At 64.4% G+C, this 12,776-nt stretch carries 13 protein-coding genes and 1 riboswitch; of the genes, 11 read left to right on the top strand and 2 right to left on the bottom strand.

Features of this window, described 5'->3' with window-relative positions:
* Positions 1-348: 348 nt before the first annotated feature.
* Positions 349-855, bottom strand: coding sequence for a MarR family winged helix-turn-helix transcriptional regulator (locus ACQR1E_RS32625; protein WP_315717116.1), 507 nt, complete (start codon positions 853-855; stop codon positions 349-351).
* A 77-nt stretch (positions 856-932) separates the two neighbouring features.
* Between ACQR1E_RS32625 and ACQR1E_RS32620 the strand changes: the two genes are divergently transcribed.
* The 8 genes from ACQR1E_RS32620 (at position 933) to ACQR1E_RS32585 (ending at position 8,861) form a co-directional block, all read left to right on the top strand.
* Positions 933-2,156 (top strand): cytochrome P450, encoded by a 1,224-nt coding sequence (locus ACQR1E_RS32620; RefSeq protein WP_434898039.1) that lies wholly within the window; start codon positions 933-935, stop codon positions 2,154-2,156.
* Between the two features lie 8 nt (positions 2,157-2,164).
* On the top strand, positions 2,165-2,488 hold the full coding sequence (locus ACQR1E_RS32615; protein WP_315717118.1) for a 2Fe-2S iron-sulfur cluster-binding protein: 324 nt from the start codon (positions 2,165-2,167) through the stop codon (positions 2,486-2,488).
* A 70-nt stretch (positions 2,489-2,558) separates the two neighbouring features.
* Positions 2,559-3,779, top strand: a complete 1,221-nt coding sequence (locus ACQR1E_RS32610; protein ID WP_434898038.1) for an ABC transporter substrate-binding protein — start codon at positions 2,559-2,561, stop codon at positions 3,777-3,779.
* Positions 3,780-4,200: 421 nt separating this feature from the next.
* Entirely contained in the window at positions 4,201-5,370 is a 1,170-nt protein-coding gene (locus tag ACQR1E_RS32605) for an ABC transporter substrate-binding protein (protein WP_434898037.1), read from the top strand.
* Between the two features lie 145 nt (positions 5,371-5,515).
* The gene (locus tag ACQR1E_RS32600) at positions 5,516-6,433 is read left to right on the top strand and encodes a branched-chain amino acid ABC transporter permease (RefSeq protein ID WP_315801618.1); all 918 of its coding nucleotides are present in this window, start codon (positions 5,516-5,518) and stop codon (positions 6,431-6,433) included.
* Positions 6,430-7,377: a branched-chain amino acid ABC transporter permease gene (locus ACQR1E_RS32595; protein WP_316165614.1), complete on the top strand. Its 948-nt coding sequence runs from the start codon at positions 6,430-6,432 to the stop codon at positions 7,375-7,377. The genes ACQR1E_RS32600 and ACQR1E_RS32595 overlap by 4 nt, the downstream gene beginning before the upstream one ends.
* On the top strand, positions 7,370-8,140 hold the full coding sequence (locus ACQR1E_RS32590) for an ABC transporter ATP-binding protein (RefSeq protein WP_315751200.1): 771 nt from the start codon (positions 7,370-7,372) through the stop codon (positions 8,138-8,140). The genes ACQR1E_RS32595 and ACQR1E_RS32590 overlap by 8 nt, the downstream gene beginning before the upstream one ends.
* Positions 8,141-8,156: 16 nt before the next feature.
* Complete coding sequence (locus ACQR1E_RS32585) at positions 8,157-8,861, top strand: ABC transporter ATP-binding protein (protein WP_315751202.1); 705 nt, start codon at positions 8,157-8,159, stop codon at positions 8,859-8,861.
* Positions 8,862-9,203: 342 nt separating this feature from the next.
* On the opposite strand, the gene ACQR1E_RS32580 is transcribed toward ACQR1E_RS32585, so the two are convergent.
* Positions 9,204-9,539 (bottom strand): hypothetical protein, encoded by a 336-nt coding sequence (locus ACQR1E_RS32580; protein ID WP_315827951.1) that lies wholly within the window; start codon positions 9,537-9,539, stop codon positions 9,204-9,206.
* 222 nt (positions 9,540-9,761) lie between these two features.
* A riboswitch (guanidine-I (ykkC/yxkD leader) is annotated at positions 9,762-9,863 on the top strand.
* A gap of 74 nt (positions 9,864-9,937) precedes the next feature.
* Between ACQR1E_RS32580 and ACQR1E_RS32575 the strand changes: the two genes are divergently transcribed.
* The 3 genes from ACQR1E_RS32575 to ACQR1E_RS32565 all read left to right on the top strand — a co-directional run bounded on the left by ACQR1E_RS32575 (position 9,938) and on the right by ACQR1E_RS32565 (position 12,750).
* Positions 9,938-11,008 (top strand): putative urea ABC transporter substrate-binding protein, encoded by a 1,071-nt coding sequence (locus ACQR1E_RS32575; protein ID WP_434898036.1) that lies wholly within the window; start codon positions 9,938-9,940, stop codon positions 11,006-11,008.
* A gap of 147 nt (positions 11,009-11,155) precedes the next feature.
* Positions 11,156-11,980, top strand: a complete 825-nt coding sequence (locus ACQR1E_RS32570; RefSeq protein ID WP_316193461.1) for an ABC transporter permease — start codon at positions 11,156-11,158, stop codon at positions 11,978-11,980.
* A complete protein-coding gene (locus ACQR1E_RS32565; RefSeq protein WP_316193460.1) occupies positions 11,977-12,750 on the top strand; it encodes an ABC transporter ATP-binding protein in 774 nt (257 codons plus the stop codon). The genes ACQR1E_RS32570 and ACQR1E_RS32565 overlap by 4 nt, the downstream gene beginning before the upstream one ends.
* Positions 12,751-12,776: the final 26 nt, after the last annotated feature.

Genomic DNA, 12,776 nt, shown 5'->3' with positions numbered 1-12,776 from the left:
ATCCGCCTCTCCCCGCAGGCCACGCCGCAATCGGGAGCGCAGCCGACACGGCATATCAGGGCGAAATTGCCGCGCGCCTTCGCCGATAGTTAGAATTTGAAGGACCGAGTGCGACGGCGCTTTCGCGCTGCCGGATCTCATGCGGTCGAAAATATATCGTTGCTAAAGCAACTAATCTGTGGAACGATCGACCCGATCAGCAACGGAGGCGCGGGATGATCCGCGTCTCGAAGAAGGGACGGGAACGTCATGCGCAGCCTGCTCGCCGCAGGCGCGGCCGCTTGCGCGCGCGCCAACAGATTGCCGCAGCAGACGGGGCAGCCGTTCGGCGGCTCGTGCCTGAGCGGCTCAGCTCGCGCCCGTGACGGCGTCGAGATTGTCGTGGATTCGGCGCAGCAGGGTGATCAGGACTTCCCGCTCATCCTTGTCGAGACAGGCGAGCAGGCGACGCTCGCGTTCCAGCGCGGCGACGATGACCTTGTCGTGCGTCGCGCGGCCCTTGGCCGTCAGCGAAATCGAATGGCTGCGGCCGTCCTCCGGGTCGTTGCGGATCGCGATCAGGCCGCGGCTCTTCATCAGCGCCAGGGTGCGGCTGACCGGCCCCTTGTCGAAGCCGATCACGCTGCAGATGCGCGAGGCCGGGATGCCCGGCTCGATCGCCAGCAGCGACATGATCCGCCATTCGGTGACGTTGACGCCGAAATTGCGCTGATAGAACGCGGTGGCGCTGTTCGACAGCTTGTTGGCGATGAAGGTGATGAAGGCCGGCACATAGCGGTCGAGATCGAGCGTGAGGCCGTGCCCCTCAGCTTCGCGCGGCTGCGCCTTGCGCGGCGTCCCGGATTTCTCGCTCATGATCCCCAGCGTCCATGCATCGCCACTCATACGGATACGAAAAGCCGCATGACAAGGCCAAACTTCGGGAGCTCCGCATGAACCCAACAGGTCTTTCCCCCGCTGCCGGCGTGGCGCCGGTCATCCCGCACCTCGCCATCGACCCGTTCTCGTATGAATTCTTCGACGATCCCTATCCAGCGCATCAGGAGATGCGCGAGGCCGGCCCCGTCATCCATCTGGACGCGTGGAACGTCTACGGCGTCGCCCGCTACGCCGAGGTCTATGCCGTCCTCAACGATCCCCAGACGTTCTGCTCCAGCCGCGGCGTGGGCTTGAGCGACTTCGCCAAGGAGAAGCCGTGGCGGCCGCCGAGCCTGATCCTCGAGGCGGATCCGCCGGCGCATACGCGCACCCGCGCCGTGCTGAGCAAGGTGCTGTCGCCGGCCGTCATGAAGCGGCTGCGCGACGGCTTCATGGCGGCGGCCGAGGCCAAGATCGACGAGCTTGTAGGCCGGGGCTCGTTCGATGCCGTCCCCGATCTCGCCGAGGCCTATCCGCTGTCGGTGTTTCCCGATGCGCTCGGGCTGAAGCCGGAGGGGCGCGAGCATCTCATTCCCTATGCGAGCCTGGTGTTCAACGCGTTCGGCCCGCCGAATGAGCTGCGCCAGCAGGCGATCGAGCGCTCGGCGCCGCACCAGGCCTACGTCATGGAGCAGTGTCAGCGCGACAATCTCACGCCTGGCGGCTTCGGCTCCTGCATCCACGCCTTCAGCGACAGCGGCGAGATCACGCCGGCTGAGGCGCCGTTGCTGGTGCGCTCGCTGCTGTCGGCCGGCCTCGACACCACCGTCTACGGCATCGGCGCCGCGGTGTATTGCCTGGCGCGCTTCCCCGATCAATGGGCGCGGCTGCGCGCCGATCCGTCGCTGGCGCGCAACGCGTTCGAGGAGGCCGTGCGGTTCGAAAGCCCGGTGCAGACCTTCTTCCGCACCACCACGCGTGACGTCGAACTCGGCGGCGTCACGATTCCCGAAGGCGAGAAGGTGCTGATGTTCTTAGGTAGCGCCAATCGCGATCCGCGCCGCTGGGAGCAGCCCGACGCCTACGACGTCACCCGAAAAGTCTCGGGTCATGTCGGCTTCGGCTCGGGCATCCACATGTGCGTCGGCCAGCTCGTCGCGCGGCTCGAAGGCGAGGCGGTGCTGACGGCGCTCGCCCGCAAGGTCGGGAGCGTCACGATGAGCGGCGAGCCGAAGCGCCGCTACAACAACACGCTGCGCGGGCTGGAGAGCCTGCCGGTCACCTTTACTCCAGCCTGAGCTGTACCATGACCACGATCACCTTCATCCATCCCGACAACCGCAGCGAAAGCGTGGAGGCCGAGGACGGCGCCAGCGTCATGCTGGCGGCGCTGACCCACGGCATCGACGGTATCGTCGCCGAATGCGGCGGCAACGCCGTCTGCGCCACCTGCCACGTCTATGTCGACGACGCCTGGACCGGGAAGCTCGATCCCGTGTCCGACGATGAGGATGCGCTGCTGGACGGCACCGCAGCCGAACGGCGGCCGAACAGCCGGCTGTCCTGCCAGATCAAGGTGCAGCCGGCGCTGGCCGGACTGGTGGTGCGCATTCCGGATCGGCAGAGCTGATTTCGCAACTGGAGACGATCTCCAGTCGCAACGACAACAATCAAACAAGCAACACACGGGGAAGGACATCATGAAGCAGCTGAATTCGTGCGCGCTGGCGCTGGTCGCAATAGTCTGCCTTGCGGGCGCGGCGCGGGCCGGCGAGATCTCGGACAATGTCGTACGCGTCGGCGTGCTCAACGACATCTCCGGCATCTTCCAGGATACCAACGGCATGGGCTCGGTCGAGGCCGCGCGCATGGCGGCGGAGGATTTCAACGGCGGCGGTAAAGGCATCAAGGTCGAGATCGTCTATGCCGATCACCAGAACAAGGCCGATGTCGGCTCGGCAATCACGCGCAAATGGCTCGATGTCGACAAGGTCGATGCCGTCGTCGACGTGCCCAACTCGGCCGTGGGCCTCACCGTCAACGAGCTCTTGCGCAACAGCCGGATGACGTTCCTGGCCTCGTCGACCGCCAGCTCCGATCTCACCGGCAAGGCGTGCTCGCCGAACACCATTCAGTGGGTCAACGACGCCTGGGCGACCGGCAACACCACGGCGGCTGCGATGATGGGCCGTGGCGGCAAGGACTGGTACTTCATCACGGTCAACTACGCGCTCGGGCAGGGCATCGAGGCGGAGGCCACCAACTACATCGAGAAGCACGGCGGCAAAGTGCTGGGCTCGGCCAAGCATCCGCTCGGCACGACGGACTTCGCCTCGTTCCTGCTGCAGGCGCAGGGCTCGAAGGCCAAGGTGATCGGCCTGGCGAATGCCGGCGGCGACACCATCAATGCGGTCAAGCAGGCGTCCGAGTTCGGCATCCAGCAGGGCGGCCAGTCGCTGGTCGCGTTCCTGCTGTTCATCAACGATATCCACGGCATGGGCTTGAAGGCGGCGCAGGGCCTGCAACTGCTCGAAGCCTTCTACTGGGACATGGACGACGATACCCGCGCCTTCGCCAGGCGCTTCGCAGCGCGCCCCGGCATGAACGGCAAGATGCCGAGCGGCAACCAGGCGGGCGTCTATGCCTCGACGCTCGCTTATCTCAACGCGGTTGCCGCCACCGGCAGCGATGATGCCAAGGACGTCGTGCCGCAGATGAAGACGGTGAAGGGCAAGGACATGCTGTTTGGCGACACCATGATCCGGGCCGACGGCCGCGTGGTGCACCCGATGTATCTGTTCGAGGTGAAGAAGCCGGAGGAGTCGAAATATCCGTACGACTACTATCGTCTGGTCTCGACGATTCCGGCCGAGCAGGCGTTCCGCCCGATCGCCGATGGCGGGTGTGCGCTGGTGAAGTGATGCGTTCGTGGGGTAGCGAGCAAGTGATATCCACGAGTGACATCTAGAAGTAGATGCCGCGAGAGCCGCTCCTCTTCAGTTGCTCCGTCATGCCCGGGCTTGTCCCGGGCATCCACGTCGAGCGGCGACTATCGAGCCGCGTGGATGGCCGGGACAAGCCCGGCCATGACGGCGCGGGGAAGGCGACTTCCTCTTTCATGACCTTCTTCCCGCCTCTGCCGTCTGCTGTGCTGCAGTATCCTTAACACGCACTATAGTTCTTGCCTTTGCCCGTTTCAGGGAATTATGGTGCATGGATCGATAGCGCGCAGGATCAGCACCGCGCGACGAATGCTGCGGCGAAACGCCGCCGCTGGTCGTGCTGCTGCGTGGCGGCGACAAAACAACGATAAGAACGATTTGTTTGAGGGGAGGGAAGACCATGAAGAGCTTCTGGCTGGCGAGCGCCGCAGCGCTGCTGTTTTCGAGCACCGCTCTTGCCGGCGACACCATCAAGATCGGCTTCGTCTCGACGTTCAGCGGTCCGACCGCCGTGATCGGCAACGACATGCGCAACTCATTCGAGCTCGCGCTCGACCATCTCGGCCGCAAGATCGACGGCAAGCCGGTCGAGGTGATCTACGAGGACGACCAGCAGAAGCCTGACGTCGGCAAGCAGAAAACCGAGAAGCTGGTGCAGTCCGACAAGGTCGATTTCATCGTCGGCTACATCTGGTCGAACGTGCTGCTGGCGTCGCTGAAGACCGCGGTGGATTCCCAGACCTTTCTGATCTCGGCCAATGCCGGCCCGTCGCAGCTCGCCGGCGAATTGTGCTCTCCCTACGTGTTCTCGACATCCTGGCAGAACGACCAGACGCCCGCAGCGATGGGCCTCTACATGAACCAGAAGGGCGTCAAGTCGGTGTTCCTGATCGGGCCGAACTATGCGGCCGGCAAGGACATGCTGGCCGGCGTGAAGAGCACCTTCAAGGGCCAGGTCGTCGGCGAGGAATATACGGTATGGCCGAGCCAGCTCGACTTCTCCGCCGAGCTCTCCAAGGCGCGCGCCTCGGGCGCCGAATCGATCTTCGTGTTCTATCCCGGCGCGGCCGGCGTGCAATTCCTCAATCAATATTCGCAGGCCGGCCTCAAGGAGAAGATGCCGCTCTACACCGCCTTCACCGTCGACGAATTGTCGCTGCCGCTGCAGAAGGACAATGCGATCGGCGTGCCCGGCGCCCAGGAATGGGTCAACGACCTGCCGAACGAGCAGAACAAGAAGTTCGTCGCCGACTACCGCAAGAAATACACCGGCCTGCGTCCGACCTATTACGGCGCCCAGGCCTACGACGCGGCCCAGCTGATCAACAGCGCCGTGGTTGCGGTCAAGGGCGACACGTCCAAGAAGGACGCGATGAAGGCCGAGATGGAGAAGGCCAACTTCAAGTCGCTGCGCGGCTCCTTCAAGTTCGGCAACAATCACATCCCGATCCAGAACTTCTACCTGCAGGACGTGGTCAAGGACACCGAGGGCCAGCTCTCGCTGAAGACGGTCGCCACCATCGTCGAGAACGACCAGGACCGCTTCCACGACAAGTGCCCGATGAAGTGAGCGAAAAGAATTCCGAGCCAGAGGACGAAACAGGCCTGGAATTTGCTTGAAGCTTAAAACATCTCCGGCCTAAGATCGGGACGGACATGGCGGCAGCGCCTGGAACGGGTTCTGCCGCCGTCTTTTTGAGCGTGAAGTGAGGGGCATGCTTCTCGTCGTCGAACAATTCCTGAACGGGCTGCAGTTTGGACTGCTGCTGTTCCTGCTGGCCGCCGGCCTGACGCTGGTGTTCGGCATCATGGACTTCGTGAACCTGGCCCACGGCTCGCTCTACATGATGGGCGCCTATTTCGCGGCGACCTTCGTAGCCTGGACCGGCAGCTTCGTGCTCGGCGCCGTCATGGCACTGGGAGCCACGCTTCTGCTCGGCATCGTGCTCGAATTCACGGCACTGCGCCATCTCTATGGGCGCGACCATCTCGACCACGTGCTCGCGACGTTCGGTCTGATCCTGTTCTTCAACGAGGCGGTCCGGCTGATCTGGGGCCCGGCGGGACTGGCGCTGCCGCTGCCGTCCTGGCTCGCCTTCCCGGTCACGATCCTGCCCGGCATCCAATATCCCGCCTATCGGCTCGCGATCATCGTCGTGGCGCTGCTGGTGGCGCTGCTGCTCTATCTCGGCGTGATGCGGACGCGGATCGGCATGCTGATCCGGGCCGGCGCCTCCAACCGCGAGATGATCGGTGCGCTCGGCATCAACATCAAGCTGCTCTATACGCTGGTGTTCGGCCTCGGCGCCGCGCTCGCCGGCCTGGCCGGGCTGATGCAGGCGCCGATCCTCACGGTGCAGATCGGCATGGGCGAGAACATCCTGATCCTCGCCTTCGTCGTCATCGTGATCGGCGGCATCGGTTCGATCCGCGGCGCCTTTATCGCGGCGATCATGATCGGCCTGATCGATACCATGGGCCGCGCCTTCCTGCCCAATCTGCTGCGCCAGGTGCTGAACTCGGCAGCAGCTTCCACTGCGGCGCCGGCGATGTCGTCGATGCTGATCTACCTCCTGATGGCGATCGTGCTGGTGGCGCGGCCTGAAGGTCTGTTTCCGGCCAACCGCAGATGAAATCCTCGCTCAACGTTTCGACCATCGTGGCCATCATCGTCGTGGCCGGCCTGGTGCTGCTGCCGGTCTATTCGAACCTCTCCGGCAACGTCTTCATCCTCACGCTGTTCACCCGCATCGTGATCCTGGCGCTGGCGGCCGTCAGCCTCAACCTGATCATGGGCTACGGCGGCATGATGAGCTTCGGCCATGCCGCCTATCTCGGCATCGGCGGCTACGCCGTCGGCATCCTGGCGCAGGAGGGCATCGGCTCCGGCTATGCCCAGTTCGCGGTCGCCATCGCGGTTTCGGCGCTCTATGCGCTGGTCATAGGCGCGCTCTCCTTGCGTACCCGCGGCGTCTATTTCATCATGATCACGCTGGCCTTTGCGCAAATGGCCTACTACGTCGCGTCCGGCCTCGCCCGTTACGGCGGGGATGACGGGCTCACCGTCTACAAGCGCAGCGATTTCGGCGGCCTGATCAATCTCGGCAACCGCGTGCAGTTCTATTATCTCTGCCTGTTCTGCCTGCTTGCCGTCGTGGTGCTGATCTGGCGGATCGTCAATTCGCGCTTCGGCCTCGTGCTGCAGGGCCTGCGCTCCAACGAGCAGCGCATGCAGGCGATCGGCTTCCCGTCGAAGCGCTACAAGCTGGCGTGCTTCGTCATCGCCGGCATGCTCTGTGGCCTGTCCGGCGCGCTGCTTGCCAACAACACCGATTTCGTCAGCCCTGCCGTGATGTACTGGACCCGCTCCGGCGACCTCATGGTGATGGTCATCCTCGGCGGCATGGGCACCCTGATGGGGCCGGTCGTCGGCTCGGTCGTGTTCCTGGTGCTGGAAGAGGTGCTGTCGCAGATCACCGAATATTGGGCGCTGATCATGGGGCCGCTGCTGCTCCTGATCGTGCTGTTCGGCCGCGGCGGCATCATGGGCATGCTCGGGAGGTTGAACCGTGGCTGAACCTCTGCTTCGCGTCGACAATCTCGTGCGCCGGTTCGGCGGCATCGTCGCGACTGATCACGTCTGTCTCGACGTTGCCAAGGGCGAGATCCACGCCATCATCGGGCCGAACGGCGCCGGCAAGACCACGCTGATCAGCCAGCTCACCGGCCACCTGGCGCCGCATGCGGGGCGCATTTTCCTAGGGGGCCGCGACATCTCGCATTTCCCCGCCTATAAGCGCAGCGCGCTGGGGCTGGCGCGTTCGTTCCAGATCACCTCGCTGCTGACCGACTTCACCGCGGCCGACAATGTCGCGCTTGCGGCGCAAGCCCATGACGGCAGGCACTCGTTCCGTTTCTTCGCCGCCGCGCGCAAGGACAAGCCGCTGCGTGCCGCCGCGCAGGCCGCGCTGGAGCGCGTCGGTCTCGGCCATCGCGCCGACGTGCTGGTGTCGAAGCTCAGCCATGGCGAGCAGCGCGAGCTGGAGCTCGCCGTCGCGCTCGCGACCAAGCCGCAGCTCCTGCTGCTCGACGAGCCGATGGCCGGCCTGGGGGTGACCGAGTCGCAGCGCATGGTGAAGCTGCTGAACGAGCTGCGCAAGGAAGTGTCGATCGTGCTGGTCGAGCATGACATGGAGGCGGTGTTCGCGCTCGCCGACCGCATCTCGGTCCTCGTCTATGGCCGCATCATCGCCTCGGGCAGACCGGACGAGATCCGGCAGAACGAGGAGGTCAAGCGCGCCTATCTCGGCGATCAGCATGTGGTGGTCGGCCATGGTTGATCTGGGGACAAGCGCCATGCTGCTCGAGGTCGACGGCATCGAGACCTGTTACGGCCTGAGCCAGGTCTTGTTCGGCCTGTCGTTGGCGATCCGCCCCGGCGAGATGGTCTCGCTGATGGGCCGCAACGGCATGGGCAAGACCACCACGATCCGCTCGATCATGGGTCTGACCCAGGCGCGCGCCGGCCTGATCCGCTTCAGCGGTCAGGAGACACGAAAGCTGCCGTCCTACAGGATCGCTCAGCTCGGCATCGGCCTCGTGCCGGAGGGACGGCAGATCTTTCCGAATCTGACCGTCACCGAGAATCTCGTGGCGGCCTCGGCCAACCGGCTCGGCGCGTCCGATCCCTGGACGCTCGACAAGATCCACGCCTTGTTTCCGCGGCTCGCCGAACGCGGCAGCAACATGGGCAACCAGCTCTCCGGCGGCGAGCAGCAGATGCTGGCGATCGGCCGGGCGCTGATGACCAACCCGAAACTCCTCATTCTCGACGAGGCGACCGAGGGTCTGGCGCCGTTGATCCGAGAGGAGATCTGGAACTGCCTGTCGCTGCTGAAATCGCGCGGGCAGTCGATCCTGGTGATCGACAAGAATGTCGAGCATCTGACCCGCATCTGCGATCGCCACTACATCATCGAGCGTGGCCGCACCGTGTGGCATGGCACGTCGGAGCAACTGATGGCCGAGCCGGAGCTGCAGCACCGCTATCTGGGTATTTGAGGCGGCGCGCTGCCGGCTATTCCGACGTGGAAGCGGATTGACTCAAATCAAGATCGCGTCGGGCGTCGGGCGTAGATTTTGACCACTGCCCCGACATGCGCTGATTTTTCGCATTGAGGTGCGGCTTGGACGGGATTAATTTTCCAGGGTAGTAGTTTGTTTTTCCTTTTATCAGAGGTTGAACAAATGCGTGCACCTCGTATCCGAATCGAATCACCACAGAAGGCCGTGGCCGGCTTGCGCGGCTTCTGGTCTGTTCATTCCGACCTTGAGACGGGGCTGTGTCTCGCCTTCATGCTGATCGTCGGAGTCATCGTGAAAATGACACCGCCACTCTAGACCTCAGCGATGGAACGGGATGTACTTCTGGTACTCCTTCGGCACCCGGCTGCGATAGCGCGACGGCACCGTGCCGCTGCGCAGGGAGTCCTCGACTTCCTTGCGCGTACTGGTTCTCGTCCGCTTCTTCTTCGGCGCGGCCGCCTCGCTGGCCGGCTTGGCGTCGCCAGGTTTCTCGGCCGAGGCGGCTGGTGCCGGAGTGGCTGTCGGGGTGGGGCTCGCGGCGGGAGCAGGTTGCGCCGGCGTATCGGGAGCGGGCGCGCTCTGCGCGAAGGCTGCCTCGGCGGCGAGGCTGAGAGCCAGAATGGTTGCTAATGCGATCCCGGAAGACCTGATCATATCAACGAGACTCCAAGCCACTGCGACTGACGGGCCTGCCTGATGATGTCGCCCCCCCTGCGCCGGACGGTTCATGCTGTCGTTGCATGGCCCGGCGTGGGCTGACGCGCCACCTCGCCCAAGAAGAATTCTGAGTGCCGAATTTTTGAGCACAGCGTGCCGCCGGTTCCGTTGAATCGCAAGCATTTTTCCCTGGCACGCGGATTGCTCCCCCCGTTGCTCAGAGTTGGCAGCTAGGGTTCCGGTTCTCCATCGAGAATGCTGGTCCGAGAGCAGCCGCCAGGGGAGAGCCCTGGTGCACGGCGGGATAAAAACCCGGGAGACCTCAGTGGCCGCGCTTGGCAGGCACGAGGTTCTTCATGCCAGTCCGCGGTCAGAAAACCGATGAGGGACTGGACATGGGAAAAGCGCGAAATCTGTTTGTTGCACTGCTCGCTGCATCGACGCTGGCGACCGCATCGCTGTCGCCCGCGGCAGCTGAGAAGAAGAAGGAATTCAACATCGCCTGGACGATCTATGTCGGCTGGATGCCGTGGCCCTATGCGGCCGAGTCCGGCATCGTCAAGAAGTGGGCGGACAAATACGGCATCTCGATCAAGGTCACCCAGATCAACGACTACGTCGAGTCGATCAACCAGTACACCGCCGGCAAGTTCGACGGCGTCACCGTCACCAACATGGATGCGCTGACCATCCCCGCTGCCGGCGGCGTCGACACGTCGGCCATCATCATGGGCGACTACTCCAACGGCAATGACGGTGTCGTGCTGAAGAAGGGCAAGACCATGGCCGACATCAAGGGCCAGAAGGTCAACCTCGTCGAGCTCTCGGTGTCGCACTATCTGCTGGCGCGCGGCCTCGAGACCGCGAAACTCTCCGAGAAGAACATCAAGACCGTCAACACGTCGGACGCCGACATCGTCGCCGCCGCGAAGTCGCCGGACACGACGGCCGTGGTCACCTGGAATCCGCAACTGCTGGAGGTGAAGGCCGAGCCGGGTGCAACGCTGGTATTCGATTCCAGCAAGATCCCCGGCGAGATCGAGGATCTCCTGGTCGTCAACAGCGCGACGCTCAAGGACAATCCGGAGCTCGGCAAGGCGCTGGTCGGCATCTGGTACGAGACCATCGCGCTGATGAAGGACCAGAGCGAGAAGGGCAAGGCCGCGCGCGAGGCGATGGCCAAGCTGTCGGGCACCGATCTCGCCGGCTTCGAGACCCAGCTCAAGACGACGTTCATGTACTACGAGCCGAAGGACGCGCTCGCCTTCGTGACCGGACCGGAATTGCCGAAGATCATGGATCTCGTGCGCACCTTCTGCTTCGATCACAACCTGCTCGGCGAGAACGTGAAGTCGAAGGACGCGGTCGGCATCTCCACGCCAACGAAGGCGCTGGGCGCGGCCAGCAACGTCAAGCTGCGCTTCGATCCGACCTTCATGAAGATGGCGGCCGAAAGGAAGCTCTGATCCGCTTCCTGGACTGCCGGTGCCACCCCTCATCCTGAGGAGCTTGCGCGAGCGCAAGCGTCTCGAAGGATGAGGCCCACATCGGGGCCTCATGGTTCGAGACGGCGCTGACGCGCCCCTCACCATGAGGATTGAGGGAGCCTGTTGATGCCGCGTGCCATGAACGTCGTTCCGAACCGGGGCAGCCGGCTGTTGCTGGCCCTGTTGCCGTTCCTGCTGATCGCGCTGATCTACGTGGTCGGATCGGCGCAGCGGCGCGCGGACAATCCCGACGACAAGCTGCTGCCGCCGGTCTCCGAGATGGTCGCGACCTCCAAGCGGCTCGCGACCGAGCCGGATCGCCGCTCCGGCGACTACGTGCTGTGGTCCGACACGGCGGCGAGCCTGCAGCGCCTCGCGCTCGGCCTCGGCATTTCCGCCGCCATCGGTCTCGTGCTCGGACTCGCCATCGGATTGCTGCCAGTGGCCGGCGCCGGCTTCGGCACGCTGATTGCGGTGCTGTCGATGATCCCGCCGATGGCGATGCTGCCGGTTCTGTTCATCGTGTTCGGCCTCGGTGAGCTGTCCAAGGTGGTGCTGATCATCATCGGCGTCACGCCGACCCTGGTGCGCGACCTCTCGCTCGAGGTGCAGAACATGCCGCGCGAGCAGCTGATCAAGGCGCAGACCCTGGGCGCCTCGACCTGGCAGGTCGCGATCCGCGTGGTGCTGCCGCAGATCATGCCACGCCTGATCCAGGGGCTGCGGCTCATGATCGGGCCCGCCTTCCTGTTCCTGATCTCGGCCGAGGCGATCGCCTCCGATGTCGGACTCGGCTACCGCATCTTCCTGGTCCGCCGCTATCTCTCGATGGATGTGATCCTGCCCTACGTCGTCTGGATCACGTTGCTTGCCTACATCCTCGACTACGCGCTGGTCTGGTTCGGACGGCACGCCTTTCCCTGGGCATATGCGCGAGGCAGCCGCCAATGAGCACGCTCTCCTTCCGCAACGTCTGGGTCGAATACGGCAACCAGGTCGTGCTCGAGCGCATCAATCTCGAGATCGCCTCCGGCACGTTCCTGTCGATCGTCGGCCCGTCCGGCGCGGGCAAGAGTACCTTCCTGCGCCTGATCCTCGGCCAGGAGAGGCCGAGCCAGGGCGCGGTGCTGCTCGACGGCCGGCCGTTTCCGGCCGAGCCCGGACCGGACCGCGGCATCGTGTTCCAGCGCTACTCGGTGTTCCCGCATCTGACCGTGCTCGGCAACGTGCTGCTCGGCTACGAGCTTGCCGGCAGCCCGTTCACGGCGCGGCTGTTCGGATCGGCGCGCAAGGCGGCGATGGAGAAGAGCCTCGCGCTGATCGAGGCCGTCGGCCTGGCCGAGCATCGCGACAAATATCCAAGCGCGTTGTCCGGCGGCATGCAGCAGCGCCTGGCGATCGCGCAGGCCCTGGCGAAGCAGCCGCGCGTGCTGCTGCTCGATGAGCCCTTCGGCGCGCTCGATCCCGGCACCCGCGCCCAGATGCATGCGCTGATCAAGCCGCTGTGGCGCCAGCACAACATGACCATCGTGATGGTCACCCACGACATCAAGGAGGCGTTCGGCCTCGCCACGCGGCTGATCGCGCTCGACCGTCCCCGCAAGGATCCGCAGGCGCCGGAGCGGTTCGGCGCGCGCATCACCTACGATCTCGATCTCACCCGCGACAGCGCCGTGCCCGTGCTCGGATTCATCCGCGCCAGCCTGCAGGCGACGCAATAGTCAGTTCAAGAAACGTCGAAAGAAAC

This window comes from Bradyrhizobium sp. HKCCYLRH1030, from assembly GCF_051168395.1.
GTDB lineage: Bacteria > Pseudomonadota > Alphaproteobacteria > Rhizobiales > Xanthobacteraceae > Bradyrhizobium.
Note: the sequence above shows the minus strand (reverse complement) of the source record. Positions and strands in the feature narration are given on the sequence as shown.